Annotated in this window: 21 protein-coding genes; 8 read left to right on the forward strand and 13 right to left on the reverse strand. The window is 65.9% G+C overall.

What is annotated here, in order from left to right:
• The first annotated feature begins 40 nt into the window (after nucleotides 1-40).
• On the forward strand, nucleotides 41-1,240 hold the full coding sequence (locus A6M56_RS12990) for a cupin domain-containing protein (RefSeq protein WP_202966845.1): 1,200 nt from the start codon (nucleotides 41-43) through the stop codon (nucleotides 1,238-1,240).
• Here A6M56_RS12990 and A6M56_RS12995 read toward each other — a convergent pair.
• The 7 genes from A6M56_RS12995 to A6M56_RS13025 form a co-directional block, all read right to left on the reverse strand.
• Nucleotides 1,171-2,646, reverse strand: a complete 1,476-nt coding sequence (locus tag A6M56_RS12995; RefSeq protein WP_286758155.1) for a M81 family metallopeptidase — start codon at nucleotides 2,644-2,646, stop codon at nucleotides 1,171-1,173. The two genes, A6M56_RS12990 and A6M56_RS12995, sit on opposite strands and share 70 nt — an antisense overlap.
• 20 nt (nucleotides 2,647-2,666) lie before the next feature.
• Nucleotides 2,667-3,920, reverse strand: a complete 1,254-nt coding sequence (locus A6M56_RS13000; protein ID WP_102079207.1) for a Zn-dependent hydrolase — start codon at nucleotides 3,918-3,920, stop codon at nucleotides 2,667-2,669.
• Between the two features lie 11 nt (nucleotides 3,921-3,931).
• Complete coding sequence (locus A6M56_RS13005; protein WP_045218983.1) at nucleotides 3,932-4,648, reverse strand: ABC transporter ATP-binding protein; 717 nt, start codon at nucleotides 4,646-4,648, stop codon at nucleotides 3,932-3,934.
• A complete protein-coding gene (locus A6M56_RS13010; protein ID WP_045218985.1) occupies nucleotides 4,645-5,415 on the reverse strand; it encodes an ABC transporter ATP-binding protein in 771 nt (256 codons plus the stop codon). The genes A6M56_RS13005 and A6M56_RS13010 overlap by 4 nt, the downstream gene beginning before the upstream one ends.
• Entirely contained in the window at nucleotides 5,412-6,380 is a 969-nt protein-coding gene (locus tag A6M56_RS13015; RefSeq protein WP_045218988.1) for a branched-chain amino acid ABC transporter permease, read from the reverse strand. The genes A6M56_RS13010 and A6M56_RS13015 overlap by 4 nt, the downstream gene beginning before the upstream one ends.
• Complete coding sequence (locus tag A6M56_RS13020; protein WP_027679694.1) at nucleotides 6,380-7,237, reverse strand: branched-chain amino acid ABC transporter permease; 858 nt, start codon at nucleotides 7,235-7,237, stop codon at nucleotides 6,380-6,382. Before A6M56_RS13020 ends, A6M56_RS13015 begins: the two co-directional genes overlap by 1 nt.
• An 84-nt stretch (nucleotides 7,238-7,321) precedes the next feature.
• Complete coding sequence (locus A6M56_RS13025) at nucleotides 7,322-8,521, reverse strand: ABC transporter substrate-binding protein (RefSeq protein ID WP_102079206.1); 1,200 nt, start codon at nucleotides 8,519-8,521, stop codon at nucleotides 7,322-7,324.
• Between the two features lie 355 nt (nucleotides 8,522-8,876).
• Between A6M56_RS13025 and A6M56_RS13030 the strand changes: the two genes are divergently transcribed.
• The gene (locus tag A6M56_RS13030) at nucleotides 8,877-9,713 is read left to right on the forward strand and encodes a FadR/GntR family transcriptional regulator (RefSeq protein WP_102079205.1); all 837 of its coding nucleotides are present in this window, start codon (nucleotides 8,877-8,879) and stop codon (nucleotides 9,711-9,713) included.
• Between the two features lie 20 nt (nucleotides 9,714-9,733).
• On the opposite strand, the gene pobA is transcribed toward A6M56_RS13030, so the two are convergent.
• Both pobA and cynS read right to left on the reverse strand, forming a co-directional pair.
• Nucleotides 9,734-10,918, reverse strand: a complete 1,185-nt coding sequence (gene pobA, locus A6M56_RS13035) for a 4-hydroxybenzoate 3-monooxygenase (RefSeq protein WP_102079204.1) — start codon at nucleotides 10,916-10,918, stop codon at nucleotides 9,734-9,736.
• Between the two features lie 505 nt (nucleotides 10,919-11,423).
• Nucleotides 11,424-11,867: a cyanase gene (cynS, locus tag A6M56_RS13040; RefSeq protein ID WP_102079203.1), complete on the reverse strand. Its 444-nt coding sequence runs from the start codon at nucleotides 11,865-11,867 to the stop codon at nucleotides 11,424-11,426.
• A 296-nt stretch (nucleotides 11,868-12,163) separates the two neighbouring features.
• Here cynS and A6M56_RS13045 point away from each other — a divergent pair, with 296 nt between their 5' ends.
• The 5 genes from A6M56_RS13045 (at nucleotide 12,164) to A6M56_RS13065 (ending at nucleotide 18,559) form a co-directional block, all read left to right on the forward strand.
• Entirely contained in the window at nucleotides 12,164-13,522 is a 1,359-nt protein-coding gene (locus A6M56_RS13045) for a carbohydrate porin (protein WP_045219002.1), read from the forward strand.
• 27 nt (nucleotides 13,523-13,549) lie between these two features.
• Nucleotides 13,550-14,557 carry a D-xylose ABC transporter substrate-binding protein gene (xylF, locus tag A6M56_RS13050; RefSeq protein ID WP_045219003.1) on the forward strand — a complete coding sequence of 336 codons (1,008 nt, stop codon included), beginning with the start codon at nucleotides 13,550-13,552 and terminating at the stop codon, nucleotides 14,555-14,557.
• Between the two features lie 42 nt (nucleotides 14,558-14,599).
• Nucleotides 14,600-16,147, forward strand: a complete 1,548-nt coding sequence (locus A6M56_RS13055) for a xylose ABC transporter ATP-binding protein (RefSeq protein ID WP_102079202.1) — start codon at nucleotides 14,600-14,602, stop codon at nucleotides 16,145-16,147.
• Nucleotides 16,148-16,160: 13 nt separating this feature from the next.
• On the forward strand, nucleotides 16,161-17,360 hold the full coding sequence (locus tag A6M56_RS13060; protein ID WP_102079458.1) for a sugar ABC transporter permease: 1,200 nt from the start codon (nucleotides 16,161-16,163) through the stop codon (nucleotides 17,358-17,360).
• Between the two features lie 272 nt (nucleotides 17,361-17,632).
• A complete protein-coding gene (locus A6M56_RS13065; protein ID WP_102079201.1) occupies nucleotides 17,633-18,559 on the forward strand; it encodes an NAD-dependent epimerase/dehydratase family protein in 927 nt (308 codons plus the stop codon).
• Nucleotides 18,560-18,580: 21 nt separating this feature from the next.
• Here A6M56_RS13065 and A6M56_RS13070 read toward each other — a convergent pair whose 3' ends face one another.
• Both A6M56_RS13070 and A6M56_RS13075 read right to left on the reverse strand, forming a co-directional pair.
• Nucleotides 18,581-19,621, reverse strand: coding sequence for a LacI family DNA-binding transcriptional regulator (locus A6M56_RS13070; protein ID WP_102079200.1), 1,041 nt, complete (start codon nucleotides 19,619-19,621; stop codon nucleotides 18,581-18,583).
• 109 nt (nucleotides 19,622-19,730) lie between these two features.
• On the reverse strand, nucleotides 19,731-20,621 hold the full coding sequence (locus A6M56_RS13075) for a DMT family transporter (protein WP_045219014.1): 891 nt from the start codon (nucleotides 20,619-20,621) through the stop codon (nucleotides 19,731-19,733).
• Between the two features lie 110 nt (nucleotides 20,622-20,731).
• Here A6M56_RS13075 and A6M56_RS13080 point away from each other — a divergent pair, with 110 nt between their 5' ends.
• Complete coding sequence (locus A6M56_RS13080) at nucleotides 20,732-21,550, forward strand: AraC family transcriptional regulator (RefSeq protein ID WP_102079198.1); 819 nt, start codon at nucleotides 20,732-20,734, stop codon at nucleotides 21,548-21,550.
• Here the strand turns inward: A6M56_RS13080 and A6M56_RS13085 are convergent.
• A complete protein-coding gene (locus A6M56_RS13085; protein ID WP_062738561.1) occupies nucleotides 21,535-22,233 on the reverse strand; it encodes an SDR family oxidoreductase in 699 nt (232 codons plus the stop codon). The two genes, A6M56_RS13080 and A6M56_RS13085, sit on opposite strands and share 16 nt — an antisense overlap.
• 66 nt (nucleotides 22,234-22,299) lie before the next feature.
• Nucleotides 22,300-22,725 carry a MarR family winged helix-turn-helix transcriptional regulator gene (locus A6M56_RS13090; RefSeq protein WP_045219020.1) on the reverse strand — a complete coding sequence of 142 codons (426 nt, stop codon included), beginning with the start codon at nucleotides 22,723-22,725 and terminating at the stop codon, nucleotides 22,300-22,302.
• Between the last annotated feature and the right edge of the window lie 31 nt (nucleotides 22,726-22,756).

Consider the following 22,756-nt stretch of genomic DNA (forward strand, 5'->3'; position numbering starts at 1 on the left):
TCGTTCTCCATCGATGTTGATCGATTCACGGAGGGTTGCGATGAACACGCACACCACGGAGTTCCAACGCGCTGCGAGCCTGTTGCATCCGGGCGGCAATCCCATCCGGCTCAATACAGGCGACTTCGTTGCGGTCGATCGCCGCCAGGATGCCAGGTACGAAGCGACCTATCGCCCGCAGGCGCTGTACAGCCGCGCCGACGAAGGCTTTGCCGCCAACAACGAAGCCTTCCTGCTGCATGAGGTCGCCACCAACCGGCCGATCTATCTGGAAGACACCGGCCCGACCGATTTCCATCTGCATCTGCCGCCGGGCGCGTTTCAGTTCGTGCTGGTCACCTCGGGCGTATTTACGTTCGACTATGATGGCCGGCTGCATTACGTCGGCCCGGGCTCGGTGATCCTGCAAAGCGCAATCGTGCATCGGCAGCTTTTTTACACGTGGTCGGGCCTGTCGACCGAAGACAACCTGAGCACGCCGCAAACCGTGGTGCCCGACGCACTTTCCATGGGGTGCTCGGGCAAGTTTCTCGAAGCGTTCATCACCGATCCGACAACGTTTCCCAACCCGACGATTGTGCCGTCGGCGCTGATCGACGAAGCCGAGACGCCGCGCATCGCCTGGAGTCATCCGGCACATGACCGGCCGGCTGGCGCCGACTTCTGGGTGCAAGACCCGCTGGAATTGCATGCGCTGTACAAGCCGCTTGCCGGCGACTCCATCCAATCGCCCGGACCGGTCTACGTGCGCGACACCGGCATCGAAGCACCCAGCGGCCAGCTTGTGACGGGACACATCATTGCCACCGACCCGCGCGGTCAGTCGAGCCTCCCCAAGAGCCAGGCAGGGGCAGTGGACGCGGCGTCCTTCTCGAAAGGCGAGGTGGTCGTTTACCGCGTCATTCGCGGCACGGCCGAATTCAAGGACGGCGCGGGCAATATGCTGGAGCTGGCCGCCGGCGACGTGGTCACGGCAGGCCAGCATTCGGTCAGGCTTGTCGGCATGGGCGAAGACACGCAGATCCTCCGCCTCGGCCTGCTGAGCAACATCGAAAAGCTGCGCAGCTGGACGCGCGCGCAATGCGACGAGATCGACGGCCTGGCGGGCCGCATCATCAACAGGACGGAGACGCGCCCGCAACGGACCGAGGGTAAGCCGGTCGGGTATCTCTACGAAACCGTCGCGGCATCCAACGGGAACACGGGCCGCTTGAGCGTGGCAAACGGAAAGCGGGTGTAGTCCGAACTCGTCACGCCGCCGCCGTCGCACTCCACCACGGCCCTGGCAATGGGCACGAACACGGGCCGGCAATACATGCGCGACTTCAGCAGCACGAAGCGCGCGGCATGCGGGTCCACGCCGATGTGCGTGAAGATGCCGAGGTCCCAATGCTCCTGCGGCGTCTCCGTGACGACGATCTGCGCCGCGCCGATGTCGAGCAGCGCCGTGCGGCCCATGCGGATGCGCTGGCCCGTATAGGTGGGCCCCGTGATGGTGTATTCGCCGTCGCTGATGGCGACGACCTTGCCCGTCAGCGCGCGCGGCACGGGGTAGATGCCGAGCTGCACGAGCGGCACCTTGTCGCCCACCGGCAGCGTGACCGTGGCCCCCTTGCCCGCCTCGATCATCGCCGCGACGGCTTCCGGGTCGCACACCGGCCCGACAGCGATGCCGGTCAAGCCTTGCCGCAACGCTTCGTGCAGGACGTGCATGTCGTCGCACGTGCCGCCCGACATGCAGTTGTCGCCATGATCGAGCAGCAGCACGGGGCCGCTGCCCGGGGCGTCGGCCAACTTGGCCGCACGCGCGATCGATTCGGTCAACGGTTCAGAGCGATAGACGAACCCTTCGCGATCAGCCCAGATGGCATCGGCAATGCGTTGCGCCGCAGCGTCGGCGGCATGTTTGTCGCCGTTGCCGACCACCACGACGGAAAGGCACGGCGCGGCAATGTCGGCCAGCCCGAATCCGGCCAGGACGGACACGGCCAGCATGCCGTCGTTCTCGGCCTGCTTGGCGAGCGCCACAGCGCGGTGCATCGCGCCTTCGTCGGTGCGGCTGCGCAGGGTGTGCGTGACCATCGGCAGGCGGCGCCACGCGAGCACGGGGTTCGCGCGGCCGGCCAGCTTGTCGAACAGCAGGCGGCCGGCGTGCTCGCCGGTTTCGTACATGTCAACGTGCGGATACGTCTTGAAACTGACTGCGATGTCGGCCAAGTCGATGAACTTCTGCGTGAGATTGCCGTGCAAGTCGAGCGCGACGGCAATCGGCACATCGGGTACCACCGCGCGCAGACGTTCGAGCAGATCGCCTTCGCCGTCGTCGCTGTTCTCCGCGACCATCGCGCCGTGCAGGTCGAGCAACAACGCATCGCACCCCGGCGCCGCCGCGACGATGGCGTCGCACAACGTGGTGTACGCCTCGGCAGCGACGCGTCCGCTGGGGTTCGCTCCGGCCACGACGGGCACGACGATTTCCGCGCCTGCCGCCTCCGCCAGATCGATGAACGCACCGGCCGCCGTGCGCGTGCCCTTGGCGGCACGGTACGCGTCGGCGCCGTAGTGCGGATGGAACGATGCCAGCGGCGTCGGCACCGGCGAGAACGTATTCGTCTCGTGATTGAAGCGGGCGATCAGGATGCGCATGAGCGGTCGGGGGGGTTGTGTCAAACGCGGCCAGCGGCCTGCAGCATTGCGTGCAGCAGCACGTTGGCCCCGGCTTCCAGATGTTCGGGGCGGGCGTCTTCGATCTCGTTGTGGCTGATCCCGTCCTTGCACGGCACGAAGATCATCGCGGTGGGGGCCACGCGCGCCAGATAGACCGCGTCATGGCCTGCGCCGCTGATCACGTCCATCTCCGACAACCCCAACTGCCGCGCGCCGCTGCGCACCGCGTTCACCAACGTGGCGTCAAACGGCTGCGGCGGGAAGTAGACGACCTGGCGCAATGCGATGTCGATGCCGCTGCGGGTGCGCAACTCCGCCACTGCGTCATGCAGCGCCGCATCCATGTCGGACAACATCGCGTCGTCGGCCGCGCGAAAGTCGATCGTCATCGAAACCTGGCCCGGAATTACGTTGCGCGAATCCGGATGCACGCTCAGGCAGCCCACCGTGGCGCGCGCATGCGGCGGGCGCTCGAGCGCGATGCGGTTGGCAATGCCGACGAGTTCTGCGGCGGGCAGCAACGCATCGCGGCGCAGCTCCATCGGCGTGGGGCCGGCGTGCGCTTCCATGCCGGTCAAGACCACGTCGTACCAGCGCTGGCCGAGCGCGCCCGTCACCACGCCGATGGTCGTGGCGTGTGCCTCCAGCACCGGCCCCTGTTCGATATGCGCTTCGAAGTAGGCACCGACGGCTCGGCCGCCAACAGGCTCACTCCCCGCGTAGCCGATGCTGCGCAGCGCCTCGCCCACGGCCACGCCGTCGCGGTCCTGCGCGGCCAGCACGGCGTCCAGCGCAAACTCGCCGATGAACGCGCCGGAGCCCATCATCACCGGCACGAAGCGCGAACCTTCTTCGTTGGTCCACACGGCCACTTCGATGGGCGCTTCCGTTTCGATGCCCGCATCGTTGAGCGCACGCACCACCTCGATGCCCGCGAACACGCCGTAGTTGCCGTCGAACTTGCCGCCGGTCGGCTGCGTGTCGATGTGGCTGCCGGTCATGACGGGCGGCAGCGCGTTGTTGCGCCCCGGCCGGCGCGCGAAGAGGTTGCCGATGGCATCCACACGCACGGTGCAGCCCGCGGCTTCGGCCTGTGCAACGAAGAAATCGCGGCCTTGCCGGTCGAGATCGGTCAACGCGAGGCGACGCACGCCGCCCTTGGGCGTGGCGCCGATGCGCGCCTGCTGCATGAGCGTGTCCCACAGGCGCGCGCCGTTGATGCGCAAAGTGGTATCGAGTTGGGTGGTCGTCATGATGTGTACGTTTAAGCGGCCAGGCCGACGCCAAGGTAGCGGTCCTTGATGGCGTCGTCGGCGCGGAAGGCTTCGTTGGTGCCGGTGTAGACCACGCGGCCCTGTTCGATGATCACGTGGCGATCGGCGAGCTGCGTGCAGACTTCGAGGTTCTGTTCGACGAGCAGGATGGATACGCCCGCCTGCTTGATGACCTTCAGCTGCGCGACGATCTCTTCCACGATGACGGGCGCCAGACCTTCGACCGGCTCGTCGAGCATCAGCAGGCGCGGGTGGTTCATCAGCGCGCGCCCGATGGCGAGCATCTGCTGCTCGCCGCCGGAGAGGTTGGCGCCGCCGTTGCGCCGCCGCTCATGCAGGCGCGGGAAGATGCGATAGATGTCGGCCAGCTGCCACGGAGAATCCCGCCGCGCGCCAAGCTTCAGGTTTTCCTCCACCGTCAGCAGCTTGAAGATGCCGCGATGCTCCGGCACCAGGCACAGGCCCTGGGCGGCAATACGATGCGGTGGCTGCCCAGCGATGTCCTTGCCGCGAAAACGCACCTGCCCGCCACGCGGCGTCACCACGCCGGCAATCGTCTTCAGGGTGGTCGATTTTCCGGCGCCATTGCGGCCGAGCAGCGTCACGAGTTCGCCCTCGCCCACCGTGAGCGCCACGCCCTGCAGCACGTGGCTCTTGCCGTAATAGCCGTGGAGGTCTGCAACGTCGAGAATCGCCGTCGTCGTCATTTCTTGCCTCCCGTGATCATGTTGCCGAGATACGCGGCGCGCACGCGCGGGTCCGACCGCACGGCGTCGGGCGTGCCCTCCATGAGCACCTTGCCCTGCTGCATGACGGTGATCGTGTCGGAGATGTCCATCACGATGTCCATGTTGTGTTCGATCAGCACGACCGTGTGGTCCTGCGCGAGGCCGCGAATGAGCGCCTTCATGGCGGGCAGGTCGTCCACGCCCATGCCGGAGGTCGGCTCGTCGAGAAAGATCGCGCGGGGGTTGGCGGCCAGCGCCATGCCGACTTCCAGCCGCCGCTGCTGGCCGTGCGAAAGCGCGGCGGCTGGCGTGTCGGCCAGGCGCGGCAACTCAAGCCGTTCGAGCACGCGGTCGACCGTATCGGAGCAGGCCAGATCGCCCTGCGGCAGGCGCCAGCCGTGCATGGCGCGACGCGGCGTGGTGCCGAGTGCGGCCAGGCGCAGGTTCTCGCGCACCGACAAGCTCGGGAACAGGCTCGTCACCTGGAACGAACGTGCGATGCCGCGCTGCACGCGCTGGTAGTCGGCTTCACGCGTCACGTCGTGGCCATCGAAGACGATGGTGCCGCTGGTGATCATGCGCGTGCCCGTGAGCATGTGGAACAGCGTGGTCTTGCCCGCGCCGTTGGGCCCGATGACGGAGTGCACCGTGCCGGGCATCACACGCAAGTCAACGCCGCCCAGTGCGGTGAACTTGCCGTACTGCTTGACGATGCCGGTGGCCTGGAGGATGGGCGTGGTGGTCATGCGCGCTCCTCCTGCACCGCCGGTGCGTGACGCGGCGCGCGCACGCGCTGCCACAGCTTCTGCCCAAGCCCGAACAGCCCGCGCTGCATGAACAGGCTTACCGCAATCAACAGGAAGCCCAGCAGCATCAGCCAGCGCGGCCACAGGCTCGAGAGCCAGTCCGACAGCAACACATAGAACGCTGCGCCCAACACCGAGGCAAACACGTTACCCGTGCCGCCGATGACGGTCATCACCAGAATCATCTCGCTGACGTGGTAGTCGATATTGGCCAGCGGCGCGATGCCCGTGAGCATGGCGTGCAGGGCGCCAGCCAGCCCCGTCACCGCACCGGAGATGACAAACGCGAGCAGCTTGAAGGCGCGCACGTTGTAGCCGACGGCGAGCGCACGTTCTTCGTTGTCGCGAATCGCCAGCAGCGTGCGGCCAAACACCGATTCCGTCACACGCTGCACGAGGAAGAACACGACAAGGAACAGCACTGCCACGAACGCGTAGAACGCCCACGGCGACGCCGCAAACGCCGGACGCGGAATGTCCAGCAGGCCGTTGTCTCCGCCTGTGAGCGACGGCGTGGTGTAGGCCAGGAAATAGAACATCTGGGAGAAAGCCAGCGTCAGCATGACGAAGTACGTGCCGCGCTGGCGGATCGCAAACCAGCCGACCACCGCCGCCACGACCGCGCCCACCACCACGGCCAGGACAAGCGCCACCGGCATCGGCAGCGCCAGTTGTGTGAGGCCGATGCCCGCGGCGTAGCTGCCGAGCCCGAAGAAGATGCCTTGCCCGAACGACAGGAGCCCCGTGTAGCCGAGCAGCACGTTGCAGGCCATCACGGCCATCGCGTAGACGAGCACTTCGGTGGCCAACGTGCCGGACCTGAGCACCAGCGGCAGCAGCAACGTCACGCCCAGCGCCAGCCACCAGAAGCGATGACGCGAAATCCCATGGAATGCGGCTTGCATCATCCCCTCCCCAGCAGGCCGTGCGGGCGCAGCAGCAGCACGGCCGCCATCGCCACGTAGATCATCAGCCGCGCGCCCTCGGGCCACAGCGTGCTCATCAGGCTCTGCACGATGCCGACCAGCAGGCCGCCGACCAGCGCGCCCGCAAAGCTGCCCATGCCGCCCACCACCACAACCACGAAGGCGACGCCGAGGGCCTCCACGCCCATGAACGGCTCCGCGCCGCGAATGGGCGCCGCCAGCACACCGGCCACCGCTGCCGTCGCCGCGCCCAGTGCAAACATCAAGCTGAACAGGCGGAACACGTTGATGCCGAGCAGCGAGACCATCTCGGTCGATTCACTGCCCGCCCGCACCGCACTGCCCAGGCGCGTGCCCTCCAGCAGCCACCACAGCGCGAGCGCCAGCACGGCTGTAAAACCGATGACGAACAGGCGGTATTTCGGGTAGACGAAATCGCCCCACATCACCACGCCCTGCAAGGCCTCGGGCGCCGGTACATCCACGCCCAGCGGCCCCCACGCCACGATGATGAGTTCCTGCACGACCAGGGCCAGACCCACGGTGACGAGGATGTGGAATTCGTGCGCCTGCGCGTAGACGTGGCGCAGCAGCACTTTCTCCGTCACCCACGCCAGCGCGCCGATGACGATGGGCGCAAGCACGAGCGCCAGCCAGAAATCCATGCCCATCTGCAGGGCCTGGAAGCAGAGATACGCGCCCAGCGCATAAAACGCGCCGTGGGCGAAATTGACGAAGCGCAACAGCCCGAAGATGATCGACAGCCCCACCGCCAGCAGGAAGTAGAGCATGCCGATCCCCACGCCGTTGACGACCTGGAGCAGGTAGACGTTCATTGCGTTGACCGAAATGGCACTCAGGAAGACAAGCGCCCGTGCCTCAACAGCTGAAGCCAGCCGGGCGTGCCGCAGATCAGACCCTCAGGCCATCTTGCACTGCGTCTGCTCCACCGGCAGGAAGGCCTTGCCGACGGCGACCACTTCGGCGAAGTCGTCCTTGTCCTTCATGCGGTTCTTGGGCTTGCCCTTGAGCAGGTAGTAGTTCTTGAGCACCTGGTGGTCGGCCGCGCGAATTTCTTCGGGGCCCGTCAGACCGTCGTACTTCATGCCCTGCAGCGCGGCAATCACGGCCTTCGGATCGGCGCTGCCGGCCTTGGCCATCGCGTCGAGCAGGATCTTGGTGCAGGTGTACGAGCCTGCCAGGCTGTAGTTCGGGTTGGTCTTGAACGCGGCCTGTGTGCGCTTGACCAGATCGCGGTTGGCGGGCGTATCGACGTCGTGCCAGTACTGCGCGCCGAAGTACACGCCATCGCACAGGTCGGCGCCGAGCGATTCGAACTGCTCCAGGCCCGACGCCCACGCCACCAGGATCGTCGTGTTCTTCTTCATGCCGAAGCTCACCGCCTGGCGCAGCGTGTCGGACGATTGCGAGCCGAAGTTCAGGATCAGCAGCACGTCGGGCTTGGCGGCCATCGCGTTGGTCAGGTAGCCGCTGAATTCCTTCTCGGTGAGCGCGTGATAGCTGTTGCCCACATGCTCGATACCCTTTTCCTTGAAGATGTTCTTGGCCGCCGAGAGCAACCCATCGCCAAACACGTATTGCGGCGTGATGGTGTACCAGCGCTTGGCCTTGGGCATCGATTCGATCAGCGGGCGCACGGTGCGCTCGATGGCGCCGTATGTGGGCACCGACCAGCGGAAGGTCGCGCGGTTGCAGTCCTTGCCGGTAATTTCATCGGCGCCCGCGGTCGTGATGAACACCCCGCCGAACTTCTCCGCCTCCTTGCCCATCGCGAGCGACTCGGACGACAGGATGCCGCCCGCGAAGTAGCGCGCGTTCTTCTGCTGCGCGAGTTCCTGCACCTTGCGCACGGCCGTGGCCGGCTTGCCTTCGGTGTCGAGCACGCTGTACGCCAGCGGGCGCCCCAGCACCTTGCCGTATTGCTCCACGGCCAGTTTCATGCCCAGGTCGGCGAATTTGCCGTTGGCGGCAAACGCGCCGGACATCGGCACCGGGCAGCCGAGTTCGATGGCATCGGCGGCCAACGCGGAACGGGCCTGCAGCACCGACGCGGGCACGGCGGACAGCGCCGCCAGTTTGAGCAAATCTCGACGATTCAAAGCGCACTCCTTGGGGTCGTGTGGATACAGAACAGCGCTCGGAGCCACCACCGGCGGCAGCGTCCTCCAGGCCTTCACCGGCAAGGTCTTCGCCGGCCATCCCGTCGAGCAAGAACCAGACCAGTTTCTTATATTTGTTATGATAAATAGGCGAAATCATCATAGAAGCCGCCTCCACGCCGCGTCAACGACGACGAAGTCGGTGTTTACGCCAAGGTATGGACGATGAAGGCCGCTGGCGACGATGCGGAAACGCGGTGCGTGCGCACGATCGGAGGGCATGCATGCACCACGTCGGGCAAGCCCTGCAGCACAGCCCGGCAGTTAGAATGCGCGTAACAAGGAACGGACATCCATGGCCACACTCGGAGCAGGCAAGACACCGCCGATCGGCATCCGCAAGCAGAAACGCGCTGATCTCGTTGCCGAAGAACTCAAGCGGCTGATCACGCAGCGCAACCTCAAGCCCGGCGACAAGCTCCCGCAGGAGGTCAAGCTGCAGGAGACCTTCGGCGTGAGCAAGGGCACCATCCGCGAAGCCCTCAAATCATTGGAAGTGCAAGGCCTGGTGAGTGTGAGCACGGGGCCCGCCGGCGGCGGCACCATCGTCGAGGTGCCGCTGGACCGCACGTTCCAGCTCATGCAGAACTATCTGTTCTTCAAAGACATCGGCATTGCGGATGTCTACACCGTGCGGCGCCTGCTGGAGCCTGAACTGGCCGCCGGCGCCGTGCCGCATCTGACCGAAGACGACTTCCGCGCGCTCGAGCACACCATCGACCTGTGCGACCCCGCCTCGGCCAAGGCTGCCGCGCCGCTGGACCAGCGTCAGGAAGACCTGAGCTTTCACGACATCCTGGCCGCGGCCAATCCCAACCCGATGCTGCGGTTCTGCTGCGAGCTGATCAACGAGATGATTCGGCAGCTGGTGGTGTTCGGCAACGAAACCTCGCCGAAGGACCACGCGAAGTTCGGCGCCTCCAACGTGAAGTTCCACCGGCAGATTCTGGATGCGGCCCGCGCGCGCGACGCCGACACCGTGCGTGAACTCATGAGTACGCACATGGAAGACTGCACGCACCACGTCACGCGCATGAAGGGCCGCGTGCATGGCCGCCTGGTGCTGGATTCGGAGATGCCGCGCCGCGGCCGCCCGCTCATCGACGGGCACGACGACGGCGACGAAGCGTAACTGGCCCGGTCGCTCGGCCGTCATTCGATGGGATCGAACGGCAGGCCGACGTAGTTTTCTGCGATGGTTCTCCGTCCGGCCTCGGAGTCGAGGAAGTAGGCGTAGTCGGTCTGCTGCATGCGCCTGTCGAACGCGTCGCGGCCAGGAAACTCGTGGAGCAGGTTGGTCATGAACCACGAGAACCGCTCGGCCTTCCAGATGCGGCCGAGCGCAATCGAAGAGTATTTCTGCAGCCAGTCCGTTCGCCCCTCGTGGTACACCCCGCGCAGGATCCGGTAGAGCGTGTTCACGTCGCTCGCGGCGAGGTTCAGCCCCTTGGCACCGGTCGGCGGAACAATGTGCGCCGCGTCGCCCACGAGGAAAAGCCTGCCGTACTGGATCGGCTCGACAACGTAGCTGCGCAGCGGCGCGATGCTCTTCTCGATCGACGGGCCCGTGACCACGTGGGCGGCCACGTCCTCGGGCAGACGCGTCCGCAGCTCCTTCCAGAAGCGATCGTCGGGCCAGGCTTCCACGCGCTCATCGAGCGGCACCTGCAGGTAGTACCGGCTGCGCGTGGTCGAGCGCTGGCTGCAAAGCGCAAAGCCGCGCGCATGGTATGCATAGATCAGCTCGTCACTGACGGGCGGCGTGTCGGAAAGCAGCCCCAGCCAGCCGAACGGATAGACGCGCTCATAGTGCGTCAGAAGATGTTCGGGAATGCTCTTGCGCGAAACGCCATGAAAGCCGTCGCATCCCGCGACGTAATCGCAGTCGACGCGCAAGGATTCGCCGTGCGTCTGGAAGCTGACGTAGGGCTTGTTGGTGTCGAGGTCATGCAGGCGCACGTCGGCGGCTTCGTACACGGTCTGGGCGCCGCTGGCCTTGCGGGCGGCCATCAGGTCCCGCGTGACTTCGGTCTGCCCGTAGACCGTCACGGTCGAGCCGCCGGTCAGCGTTTTCAGGTCGATGCGGTCGCGTCGTCCGCCATAGATGAGTTCGATCCCCTCGTGAATCAGGCCTTCCCTGTCGAGGCGCTCGCTGACGCCCGCCTCGCGCATCAGTTCGACCGTGCCCTGCTCGAGCACGCCGGCACGGATCCGGCCAAGGACGTATTCCCCGGTTTGCCGCTCGAGCACGACGTTGTCAATGCCGGCCCTGCTGAGCAGTTGGCCGAGCAGCAGGCCCGACGGCCCCGCACCGATGATGGCGACGCAAGTCTTCATCGCGATGTCTCCTTGTGTTGCCGGGGGCTTTGGGGCCCTTGTGCGGGCGCGACAAAGCCGAAGGCGGCAACGATCGGGAAACGCAGCAGCAGGATGGGCCACCGGGACGGCGAGGAGGGGCACTCGGCAAGGAAGCGCTGCACGTGGAGTGCGGCTGTTGCGGAGGTCGTGCTCATTCGCCAACCCCGGCCGGTGGCGCGGAGCCGGAGAGCGTCGCACAGGCGTGATGCCTGCGCCGTGGGGCGCCAAATCATCTTGTCTCCTTGATCCTTCGGATCTGTCGCTGTTCGTCCGCGGCGGCAGCGGATGTTCTTGTTGCGAACATCCGTACGGATAACGGATCTGCGGTGGATCGTAGGAAGAGGAGCAAAATTTCACAACGCCATATTGGGAATACCCGGTATCTCGATTTCGGATAGTGCTTCACGTAGAGGGCGGAGCCGACACCGAAGCCCTCGCAGCGAGCGGATTGCCGCGCGATGGCGCACCGGCGCGGCAGGACGCTTCAATACGTCTTGTAGGGCAGGAACTTGCCGCTCATCACAATGCGAACGCGGTCGCCTTTCGGGTCCGGCTCGCGCGTGAGATCCATGTTGAAATCGATCGCGCTCATGATGCCGTCGCCAAACTCCTCGTGGATCAGCGCCCTGAACGTGGTGCCGTACACGCTGATGAGCTCGTAGAACCGATAGATCAGCGGATCGGTCGGCACGGCCGTCGGCAGCGAGCCCTTGTACGGCGGCACCTGCAGTAGCGCGATGGCCTCTTCAGGCAGGTCCAGCGCCGCACCAATGGCGTTCGCCTGCGCTTCGGTCAGCGTCATCTGGCCGAGCAGCGCTGCCGTGCTCCACTCCTTGCTGTGGCCGATCACCTCGGCCAACTGCGCCCACGTCAGTTGCTTTTTGATCTTCTGCAGGACGATCAGGTCGGTCACATCTTCGCGTTGCATGGCGGCTCCTCGGGCGGTTCGGAAAACGGCGTGCAGCATGAGCAAGATCGATACCATGCAGAAAGCCGCGCACCCATGGCAGCGCTGGGCCTGTCGCCTGCGATTTCCGCACCGCAGCATCGCCGTCCATCGCCCTCGATGCGGTGCATGGTCCCGAACGAACTAGGGCAAACCCCGAGATTGACAGCGCTGTCAATTGTGTCCATTCTTGCGTCCGTCGGCCCGCCACACTATTCAGAAGAGAACGCCGACACCGCTGTCATGCGACATGCGGTTCCAATATCAGGAGACAGTCCATGGAGCTCGAATTCGCGCGCCGCTCGACAGCACGTCCGGCCGCACGTCAGCAGTCCCGCAGCAAACGCATCGGCATGTCGGCCATCACCGCCGCGGTGCTCGCCCTGGGCGCGGCCGGCGCGCACGCGTATGACGTCACCACCAGCCCGTATCTGACCGGCGACTGGGGCGGCCTGCGCACCCGCCTGGCCGAACAGGGCGTGACCTTCAACCTCGGCTACGGCAGTGAAATCGCGCACAACTTCAGCGGCGGCACCGAACACCTCACGCGCTACACCGACCAGTGGGTCATCGGCACCGCGATGGACCTGCAGAAGCTCGTCGGCTGGCAGGGTGCAACGTTCCAGGCGACCGTGACGGACCGCAACGGCCGCAACCTCGGCAGCGATGCGAACATCGGCAACAACATGCTGATCCAGGAAGTCTATGGCCGCGGCCAGACGTGGCACCTGACGCAGTTCTGGCTGAACCAGAAGCTGCTCAACGATCGCCTGGAGATCAAGGCCGGCCGCGTGACGGTGGGCGAAGACTTCTTCTCGTTCTCGTGCGACTTCCAGAACCTGACGTTCTGCGGCTCGCAGCCGGGCAACCTGGTGGGTGGCTACTGGGTGAACTGGCCGACCAGCCAGTGGGGCGCGCGCGCCAAGGTGCACACCTCGGCCGACACCTACGCGCAGATCGGCGTGTACCAGGTCAACCCGAACTACGTGGATGACGGCTGGGCCCGCCGCAACGGCTGGAAGCTCAACAACCCGGGCGGCACCACCGGCGCCCTGATCCCGCTGGAATTCGGCTGGATGCCCAAGATCGAGGGCCGCCCCGGCACGTACCGCGTGGGCGTCTGGTACAACACGTCCGACGGCAAGGACCTCTACGAAGACGTGAACGGCAACCCGCGCGGCATCACCGGGCTGGATGCGCGCCAGCGCAACGGCCAATACGGCGCCTACCTGAACCTGCAGCAGCAGATCACCGGCGCGCCCGATGGCCGCGGCGCCACGGTGTTCCTGAACTTCTCGCAGGCGGACCGCAACACCGCGCAGACCGATCACCAGATCTCGGTCGGCGTGCAGTACAAGGGGCCGTTTGACCGCCTGCAGGACACCATCGGCTTTGCCGTGGGCGCCACGCACAACAACGGGCGCTTCGCCGACTACGTGCACCAGGTCAATGCCCGCACCGGCGCGAATACCGTGGTGGGCGACGGCTACGAGTACGTGAGCGAGCTCTACTACAGCTGGTCGCCGGTGAAATCGGTGTACTTCCGGCCGAATCTGCAGTACATCCTGCATCCGGGCGGCACCACGCAGAACAAGAATGCGTTCGTCGTCGGCCTGAAGACGGGCGTCACCTTCTAAAGCATCGACGCAAAACAGGAGACCTTCATGATTTCCCGCGTACTGAACACCCTGGCCGCAGCGGCCATCCTCACCTTTGCCGCAACGTCGGCGCACGCCAGCAAGGAAGCGCCAGTGATCGGCTTCTCGATCGACGACCTGCGCGTGGAGCGCTGGACGCACGACCGCGATTACTTTGTCGAATCGGCCAAGAAGCTGGGCGCGACTGTCAACGTGCAGTCGGCCAACGCCAACGAAGCCAAGCAGATCGCCCAGATCGAAAACCTGATCGCGCAGAACGTCGACGTGCTCGTGATCGTGCCGTTCAACTCCAAGGTGCTGGGCAACGCCATCGCCAGCGCCAAGAAGAAGGGCATCAAGGTCGTGTCGTATGACCGCCTGATCCTGAACGCCGATGTGGACGGCTACGTCACGTTCGACAACGTGAAGGTGGGCGAGCTGCAGGCACAGGGCGTGGTCAAGCTGGCCCCGAAGGGCAACTACTTCCTGCTCGGCGGGGCCTCGACCGACAACAACGCTCGCCTGCTGCGCGAAGGCCAGATGAAGGTGCTCAAGCCGCTGGTCGACAAGGGCGACATCAAGATCGTCGGTGAGCAGTGGACGCCCGAGTGGGACCCCGCCAAGGCGCAGAACATTGTTGAGAACGCGCTGACGGCGAACAACAACAATATCCAGGGCATCGTGGCGTCGAACGACGGCACGGCCGGCGGTGCGATCCAGGCGCTGGCGCGCCAGAAGCTGGCAGGCAAGGTGCCGGTGTCCGGTCAGGACGCCGACCTGGCTGCCGTGCGCCGGGTGGCCGAGGGCACCCAGGCCATGACGGTGTACAAGCCGATCAAGCAGATCGCCGCGACCGCTGCCGAAATGGCCGTCGACTTCGTCAAGGGCACCACGCCGAAGTTCAACACCAAGCTGAACAACGGCAAGAAAGACGTCGACACCATCCTGCTGACCCCGACGCTGCTGACCAAGGACAACCTGGACGTGGTCGTCAAGGACGGCTTCTATACGCGCCAGCAGGTCTTCGGCAAGTAAGCCGTCGATGCAGTGGTCAGTCGTAGTCAGTAGGAGAACGCCATGAGCAGTAGCGGCACCCTGTTCGAGATGCGCAACATCGTGAAGTCGTTCTCCGGTGTGCGCGCGCTCGACGGCGTCAGCCTGGCAGTGAACCCGGGCGAGTGCGTCGGTTTGTGCGGGGAGAACGGCGCCGGAAAGTCGACCCTCATGAAGGTGCTGTCGGGGGTCTACCCGTACGGCACCTTCGAGGGCGAAATCCTCTGGGAGGGGCAACCACTGCACGCGCATTCCGTGCGCGACAGCGAGCGCGCCGGCATCGTAATCATCCATCAGGAGCTGATGCTGGTCCAGCAGCTCTCCGTGACGGAAAACATCTTCCTGGGCAACGAGATCACCAAGCCCGGGGGTCGCATGGACTACGACGCCATGCACGCCAAGGCCGAGGCATTGCTCGCGCGCCTGCGACTGACCGACGTGAACGTGGCCGCGCCCGTGATGAACTACGGCAGCGGCCACCAGCAGCTCTTCGAAATTGCCAAGGCGCTCGCCAAGAACGCGCGCCTGCTGATCCTGGACGAACCGACGTCGTCGCTGTCGGCCAAGGAAATCGAGGTGCTGCTGTCCATCATCGAAGACCTCAAGCGCAGCGGCGTGGCGTGTGTGTACATCTCGCACAAGCTCGACGAGGTCAAGCGCGTGTGCGACACCATCACCGTCATCCGCGACGGCAAGCACATCGGCACGCGCCCGGCCGCCGACATGCGCATCGATGACATCATCACCATGATGGTCGGCCGCGAGATGACGTCGCTGTTCCCCAAGATCGAACACACCGTGGGCGACGTGGTGATGGAAGCACGCAACGTCACCTGCTGGGACGTCACCAACCCGAACCGCAAGCGCGCGGACAACGTGAGCTTTGCCGTGCGGCGCGGCGAGATTCTCGGCATTGCCGGCCTGGTCGGCGCGGGGCGTACGGAGATGGTGTCCGCGCTGTTTGGTGCCTACCCCGGCCGCTCCACCGCCGAGATCATCATGGAGGGCAAGCCGGTCAAGGTCGGTTCGCCGGCGGAAGCGATTGCCAACGGCATCTGCCTCGTCCCGGAAGACCGCAAGCGGCACGGCATCGTGCCGCTGATGGCCGTGGGCGAGAACATCACGCTGGCCACGCTCGCGCAGTACGCACGCGGTCTGCGCGTCGACAAGGGCGCCGAGCTGACCACCGTCGATCGCGAAATCAAGCGCCTGCGCATCAAGACCGCCAGCCCGGCGCTGTCGATCGCCAGCCTGTCCGGCGGCAATCAGCAGAAGGCCGTCGTCACGAAGATGGTGCTGGCGATGCCGAAGGTGCTGATCCTGGACGAACCGACGCGCGGTGTCGACGTCGGCTCCAAGTACGACATCTACAAGATGATTGCAGACCTGGCCGCCAGCGGCGTCGCGATCATCATGGTCTCGTCCGAGATGCCGGAGATCCTGGGCATGAGCGATCGTGTCCTCGTCATGGGCGAGGGCCAGGTGCGCGGCGACTTCGTCAATCAAGGCCTGACCCAGGAGCGCATCCTGGCCGCAGCGATCCATGCAGAACCGCAGCCCCAGGCTGCCTGAACAGAGCTTCGCCATGTCGAACATCCTGCAATCCCAACTCGCCCGCCAACGCGGTAACGGCGGCCCCCGCCTCGACAGCCGCGCCATTCAGCAACTGTTCGTGCGCTACAAGGTGCTGGCCCTGCTGCTGGCCGTGGCGCTCATCTGGATCTTCTTCCAGGTCCAGACCAACGGCACGTTCCTCAAGCCCAACAGCATCTCCAACCTGTTCCTGCAGATGTCGGTGACCGGCATGCTGGCCTGCGGCATGGTGTTCGTCATCATCGCCGGGGAGATCGACCTGTCGGTCGGCTCGCTGCTCGGCCTGCTGGGCGGGCTGGTCGCCATACTGACCGTCAACCTGGGGTGGAACACGTGGCTGGCGGTCATCACCGTGCTCGTGGCCGGTGCGGCCATCGGCGTGGTCAACGGCTTCATCACGACCAAGCTGCGCGTGCCATCGTTCATTGTTGGCCTGGGCGGCATGCTGGCCTTCCGTGGCCTGCTGCAATGGAGCACCGACAGCGTGACGATCGCGCCCGTGCCCGATGACCTCGGCAACCTGGCCCAGAGCTTTGTGCCGGCATCGCTGGCGTGGTCGCTGGCCGCTCTCATCGTCGCCGGTTCGGTCTTCCTGACCGTGCGCCGCCGCCGTGACCGCGCACGCCTGTCGCTCTCGTTGCCGCCGCTGTGGGCCGACGGCCTGAAACTGCTGGCCATCGCGGCGGCATCGTTCGGCTTCGTCGCCGTGCTCAACCAGGCCAACGGCGTGCCGCTGCCGGTGTTGATCCTGCTGGTGCTGCTGGCCATCTTCTCGTACGTGGCCACGCAAACCGTGTTCGGCCGCCACGTGTATGCGGTCGGCGGCAACATGGAAGCAACGCGCCTGTCGGGCGTGAACGTGGGCCGTGTGAAGCTGTTCGTGTTCGTGCTGATGGGTCTGATGTGCGCCTTCGCCGGCATCATCACCACGGCGCGCTCGGCGGCGGGTTCGCCGTCGGCCGGCGTGGGCGGCGAGCTCGACGCCATCTCCGCCTGCTTCATCGGCGGCACCTCGATGCGCGGCGGCTCGGGCACCGTGTACGGCGCGCTGATCGGCGCCCTCGTCATGGCAAGCCTCGACAACGGCATGCAGCAAATGAACGTCGACGCCTCGTGGCAGATGATCGTCAAGGGCGGCGTGCTCGTGCTCGCGGTGCTGATCGACGTGCTGTCCGGCTCCAACCGCGGCTGACAAGGCGAGCGGAACCAGCCGGGCGCAACGCAAAGCACAGAGACGGTCTGGCCGTCCCTGCCCTGGATGGCGCCTTGGGTTTCTGTAAGCGGGCATCTCCGCCCGTTTCGGAAATCCGACGACGTTCTCGCCATCCCGGGAGTGCCTTTCTTTGCTGACTTACTCTGGCAAGACAAAGAAAGTCAGCCGGCCCCGGCAGGGACGAAAGCACGGGATGGACCACCACCGTCCAACCCCCGCCCCACCCCAACACCCAACCCAACTCCAACACCGTGGCTAACTACCAACCCCCCGCTCGCGTACTGGTCACCGGCGTAGCCGGCAACCTCGGCCGCAAGGTCGTCGAGGCACTGGCCTCCGCCCCATGGTGCACCGCCATCATCGGTATCGACTGGGTCGACCAGAACGTGTCGTTCTCTGCGCAGGCCACCCAGCGCCTCCAGTGGGTCAAAGCCGACCTCACGCAGGCCGACGGCGCATGGACCGACCTGCTCGAAAACGTCGATGCCGTCATCCACCTGGCCGCCATCCATTCCACGCCAGATGCGACGTGGGAGCAGGCATTGGCCTCGTACGGCATGACGCTGAACGTGCTGCAGGCCGCCGCCACGCGCGGCGTGCGCCGCTTCGTGTTCGCCTCGTCCAACCACGCCATGGGCGCGTACAAGGATCAGCCGCTGGCGGCCACCATCGGCCCCGGCAAGCTCACCGCCGAGCTGCCGCCCGCGCCCGGCACGCGCTGGAACAACGGCACCGAAGACGTCTATTCGCTCGCCTACGGCACCTCCAAGGCGATGGGAGAACGGCTGTGCAAAGCCATCGCCGAAGTGTCTGCGGCCAACGGCGGCAAGCTGTCGATCGTGTCGCTGCGCATCGGCTGGGCCCTGCCCGACGAAAACGATCCCAACGACATCAACTATTCCGGCACCGCCGGCACGCCCGTGCCGGACGAACTGCCCGACGAAGCCAGCCGCATCGCCCTGCGCTGGTTCCGCAACATGTGGCTATCGAACGGCGACCTGCGCCGGCTGTTCCTCAGCGCCGTCACGGCAGACCCGGAAAGCTGGCCGGCACCGGCCATCGTCGTCAACGGGGTGTCGAACAACAGCGGGATGGACTGGGGGCTGGAGACCGGCCGGAAGCTGCTGGGTTATGACCCGCAGGATGACCTGTACGGGCTACTCAAACAGCCCGCGTAAGAGACGCGGCCGCCGCGTGGGTCAACGCGCCGGCGGGCAAGTCGACTCCCGAATCACGAGTTCGTACTGCAAATTTTCGTGCACCGAATGCGGTTTCAGCCCCGGTAAATGCGGGCGATGAATCGCGACGAGCTGTTCCACCGCCGCATGCGCCATCGCCTGGATCGGCTGGCGCACGGTGGTGAGGGCGGGCCACAGCTGGCGGGAGAGCGGCGTGTCGTCGTAGCCGCAGATGGACAGTTCTTCCGGCACCTTGATGCCACGCGCCTGCGCCACGCGCAGCACGCCGGCGGCCATGTCGTCGTTGCCGGCAAAGATCGCGGTCGGCCGCGGCTCGCGTGAGAGCAACCGCTCGGCGCAGGCGACGCCCGATTCAAACGAATGCTCGCCCTGCTCGACCAGGCGCTCGTCGACCTCGATGCCGGCTTGCGCCATCGCATCGCGGTAGCCGAACACGCGCTGGTATGCAGCGCCGTGGTGCGGGTCACACACCACGAAGCCGATGCGGCGGTGGCCCAGGCCGATGAGGTGCAGCGTCATGTCGCGCGCGGCGGCGCGGTCTTCGGTGTTGACGGACAGGCCCTTGTGCTGGCGATCGGCCGGTGCGAGACGTACGTAATCGATGCCGGCTTCATCCAGCGCCGCAACCAATGACGACACGTCCGACACCGGCGGCGTGAGGATGACGCCGGCCAGTGCACGCTGGCGGGCGCTCTGGATGATCTGCGCGGCGAGGCCCGGATCGCGGTAGTTGCAGGGGGTGAGCAGCAGGCTGTAGTCGAGCGCCCGGCACGCTTCGAGCGCGCCGTGCTGGATGTTGACGATGTAGTTGTCCGACGGGTTGTCGTAGACCAGCGCGATGATGTCGGCGCGCTTGCTGGCCAGTCGCCGGGCGGCGGGGTTGGGCCGGTAATCCAGCGCCTGCATCGCCTCGACTACCTTGGCGCGCGTCTTTTCGCTAATGTTGGGCTCGTGGTTCAGCACGCGCGAGACGGTCTTGATCGACACGCCCGCATGCGCGGCAACATCATCGACGGTGACGGCTCCGGCGCTGCGTTTCATGGTCTGCGATTGGGGTTCTGGAAGACGCGGCGGGCGCCACTGGTGCGCCCGTCGTGCGGTCGATTTTACCGCCAACCACCGCGCCGCGCGGGGGGAAATCCGTGCGTGTTCAGGCGCGCGCGCCCGGCCCCAACGCGGGCAGGCGCACGATGCCCTGCGCCAGGCTCACACCCAGCAATACGAGACCGCCGCCGATCCAGTGATAACTGTGCACGGTCTCGCCGAGCATGACCGCGGCCAGGCCGGCCGTGAAGACCGGCATCAGGTTCATGAGCACCGCCGTGCGCTCGCTGCCGATGCGCTTGAGGCCGAGCATCCAGAGGTACGACGCGACAATCGACGAGGCAATGCCCGCAAACACGACCAGCCCGATGCCCTTGGCCGGAATGGCCAGGCTGTGCGCCGTCATGGCCACGGGCACGAGCATTACCACGGCCATCAGCACCTGCACATACAGGTTCAGCCACTGCCCGAACGGCAGCGCCCAGCGCCGATACAGGATGTTGTACAGCGCGTAGGCCGTGGCGCCGACGAGCACCAGCACGTCGCCGTGGTTGATGCCGCCGTCGAACAGGTTGGCCGGCTCTCCGCGGCCGAGCAGATACAGCACGCCCAGCAGCGAGACAACCACCCCCGCCACCGCCTGCGCGCCCACGGGCTGACGAAACACCGCCACGTTCAGGACCAGCCCCAGCAGCGGGATCAACGCGCCGATCACGCCCATGTTGGTCGCGCTCGTGCTGTGCGCCGCGTAATACGCGAGGCACTGGTACATCACCATGCCGAGCAGCGCGAGCACGGCAAAGCGCCGCCACTGCGCCGCGATCGCCTGGCGCTGGCGCCACAACGGCCGCGCACAGAACGGCGTCAGCACGATCGCCGCCACCACCCAGCGGTACAGCGAGATGGCCGCCGGGTCGACCACACCGGCCGCGGCCTTCGACACAATCGTATTGGCAGCCCAGATCAGCACTGCCAGCAAGGGATACAGCACAGGCACGAGGGCCTCCGTGGAACAATCGAAGAAGGCAGTGTAGTGATGTCCGGTTCAGAACATATACTGCGAACCGGACAACTTCACCGCTCGAAGACGACAACCGAGCGAGCCCCATGTACACCGCCTACCGCGAAGCCGATCTGCGGGTGCCCAAGGGCGCACCGTTCTACTTCCGCTACGACCATTTCGCGCCCGAAACCGACATCGAGCCGCACACGCATCCGTGGGGCCAGATCAACCGCATCAGCCTGGGGCTCATGGAAGTGGCCGTCGATGGCCGCCGGTTGACGGCGCCGGCGGAGTACCTGATCTGGGTGCCGGCCAACCAGCCGCATTCCGCGTCGATCCGGCAGGCGACGGATTTCCTCTCGGTGTACGTGGCCGAGCCGCTCGCGCAACGGCTGCCGCCCATGGCATGCCTGATTCCGCAGACGCCGCTGGTGCGGGCACTGATCGAGGATTTCGCCACGCGCCGCATCACCGCCATGGCCGACGACTGGGACCTCCGCCAGTTCGAACTGCTCGTCCAGGCCCTCTTGCGGGCCGGCCACGCCGACAGCTACCTGCCCGACAGCACCGATCGCCAGCTCGAGCCCATCCTGCAGGCCATCCGCCTCGACCCCGCCGACAACACCACCCTCAAGCAATGGGCCGACCGCGTGCACAGTACCGAGCGCACACTCGCTCGCCGCTTCCAGGCCGAACTGGGCATGACCTTCGTGCAATGGCGCAACCGCGTACGCCTGCTGCGCGCGCTGGTGTGGCTCAGGGAAGACCGGCCGGTGCAGGAGATTGCGCTTGCGCTCGGCTACGGGGCGCCCTCTGCGTTCATTGCGATGTTCCGCAAGCAGGTCGGGTTTTCACCGCAGCGCTATCGCCGCCAGATGTGCGGCGAGAGCGAGCGCCCCGCCGCCGGTCAGGCCGCGAGGTAGGCCGGCGTTGCGCCCGAGAGCGATTGCTTCACGTTGCGGCCCACGTCATCCACGAGGACTTCGTCGCGGCCGTCGGCCAGTGCGCGCAGCACTTCGGCCACGACGTGTTCGGGCGTCGACTTCGGCGCGGCCACGCCCGCCGTCATGTCGGTATCGATGTAGGCCGGGTGCACGCCGACCACGCGTGTCCCCTGGCTGCGCAACTCGTGCCGCAAGCCGTTGGTGAGCGCCCAGGCCGCGGCCTTCGATGCGCTGTAAGCCCCGCTCGTCGGGAGCGCCACCCAGCTCAGTACCGACAGCACGTTCACAACGGCGCCTCCGCCGTTGCGCTTGAGCACCGGCGCAAACGCCTGCGTGACGGCCAGCAGGCCCCACACGTTCACGTCAAAGGTCTGGTGGATCGCGCCGATGTCAGCGGGCGCGAGCAAGGACGCGGGCTGCATGATGCCTGCGTTGTTGACGACCACGTCAACGTCCGTGAGCGCCGCTGCTGCTGCGGCGATCGACTCGGCGTCGGTCACATCGAGGCGCACGGCCTGCACGCCCGGCTGCGTGACCGTCTGCGGGTCGCGGGCGCCTGCGTAGACCTTGGCGGCGCCAGCGGCCAGCAGCGCCTGCGTGAACTGCCGCCCCAGGCCGCGATTGGCGCCCGTCACCAGAATGGTCTTGCCTTTGATATCCATATCGATCTCCATGTGTGCATATGCACAGTTTTACCGCAAAAAAATGCGCCGTTGCCTGGCGCGGGTTCAAGCCGTGGTGAGTGCAAACAGGGCCTCGCGAAGCGCCCTGGCCCGGTCAACCCCGAACTTGTCGTCAATCTCCTGCTGCGCCGCCCGCCAGTGTGCCTCGGCGGCCTTGAGCAGCGCCCTCCCCCGCGACGTCAGGTGCAAGGCCGTAGCACGTCCTGTGGACGCCGGCTTCTGCACAAGCAAGCCATCGCGCTGCATCGGTTGCAGCGCGCGCACGAGGGTGGTCCGGTCCATCACCAGGGCTTCCGCCACCGAGGCCATCGTCGGTTCACCGGCGGCGGTGGCAATGGCCACCAGCACCGAAAACTGCGATGACGTCAGCCCGACCTCGCCCAGATGGCGGTCATAAAGCTGCGTGACATAACGCGCCGCCTGGCGGATGGCGAGCGCGGTGCACTTGGGGGTTCCGGGTGGCTGCGACATGGGCTGCAGTTTATCAGTGCATATGCACATG

Source organism: Ralstonia sp. RL, from assembly GCF_001683835.1.
Classification (GTDB): Bacteria; Pseudomonadota; Gammaproteobacteria; order Burkholderiales; family Burkholderiaceae; genus Ralstonia; species Ralstonia mannitolilytica.

What these genes read in the sequence shown, in the direction of transcription:
- xylF (WP_045219003.1), top strand. Translation starts at nt 13,550, where the DNA reads ATGATTTCCCGCGTACTGAACACCCTGGCCGCAGCGGCCATCCTCACC.
- A6M56_RS13020 (WP_027679694.1), bottom strand. Translation starts at nt 7,237, where the DNA reads ATGAACGTCTACCTGCTCCAGGTCGTCAACGGCGTGGGGATCGGCATG.
- A6M56_RS13000 (WP_102079207.1), bottom strand. Translation starts at nt 3,920, where the DNA reads ATGACGACCACCCAACTCGATACCACTTTGCGCATCAACGGCGCGCGC.
- A6M56_RS13070 (WP_102079200.1), bottom strand. Translation starts at nt 19,621, where the DNA reads ATGAAACGCAGCGCCGGAGCCGTCACCGTCGATGATGTTGCCGCGCAT.
- cynS (WP_102079203.1), bottom strand. Translation starts at nt 11,867, where the DNA reads ATGCAACGCGAAGATGTGACCGACCTGATCGTCCTGCAGAAGATCAAA.
- A6M56_RS13045 (WP_045219002.1), top strand. Translation starts at nt 12,164, where the DNA reads ATGGAGCTCGAATTCGCGCGCCGCTCGACAGCACGTCCGGCCGCACGT.
- A6M56_RS13090 (WP_045219020.1), bottom strand. Translation starts at nt 22,725, where the DNA reads ATGTCGCAGCCACCCGGAACCCCCAAGTGCACCGCGCTCGCCATCCGC.
- A6M56_RS13085 (WP_062738561.1), bottom strand. Translation starts at nt 22,233, where the DNA reads ATGGATATCAAAGGCAAGACCATTCTGGTGACGGGCGCCAATCGCGGC.
- A6M56_RS13015 (WP_045218988.1), bottom strand. Translation starts at nt 6,380, where the DNA reads ATGCAAGCCGCATTCCATGGGATTTCGCGTCATCGCTTCTGGTGGCTG.
- A6M56_RS12990 (WP_202966845.1), top strand. Translation starts at nt 41, where the DNA reads ATGAACACGCACACCACGGAGTTCCAACGCGCTGCGAGCCTGTTGCAT.
- A6M56_RS13030 (WP_102079205.1), top strand. Translation starts at nt 8,877, where the DNA reads ATGGCCACACTCGGAGCAGGCAAGACACCGCCGATCGGCATCCGCAAG.
- A6M56_RS13005 (WP_045218983.1), bottom strand. Translation starts at nt 4,648, where the DNA reads ATGACGACGACGGCGATTCTCGACGTTGCAGACCTCCACGGCTATTAC.
- pobA (WP_102079204.1), bottom strand. Translation starts at nt 10,918, where the DNA reads ATGAAGACTTGCGTCGCCATCATCGGTGCGGGGCCGTCGGGCCTGCTG.
- A6M56_RS13010 (WP_045218985.1), bottom strand. Translation starts at nt 5,415, where the DNA reads ATGACCACCACGCCCATCCTCCAGGCCACCGGCATCGTCAAGCAGTAC.
- A6M56_RS12995 (WP_286758155.1), bottom strand. Translation starts at nt 2,646, where the DNA reads ATGCGCATCCTGATCGCCCGCTTCAATCACGAGACGAATACGTTCTCG.
- A6M56_RS13055 (WP_102079202.1), top strand. Translation starts at nt 14,600, where the DNA reads ATGAGCAGTAGCGGCACCCTGTTCGAGATGCGCAACATCGTGAAGTCG.
- A6M56_RS13080 (WP_102079198.1), top strand. Translation starts at nt 20,732, where the DNA reads ATGTACACCGCCTACCGCGAAGCCGATCTGCGGGTGCCCAAGGGCGCA.
- A6M56_RS13060 (WP_102079458.1), top strand. Translation starts at nt 16,161, where the DNA reads ATGTCGAACATCCTGCAATCCCAACTCGCCCGCCAACGCGGTAACGGC.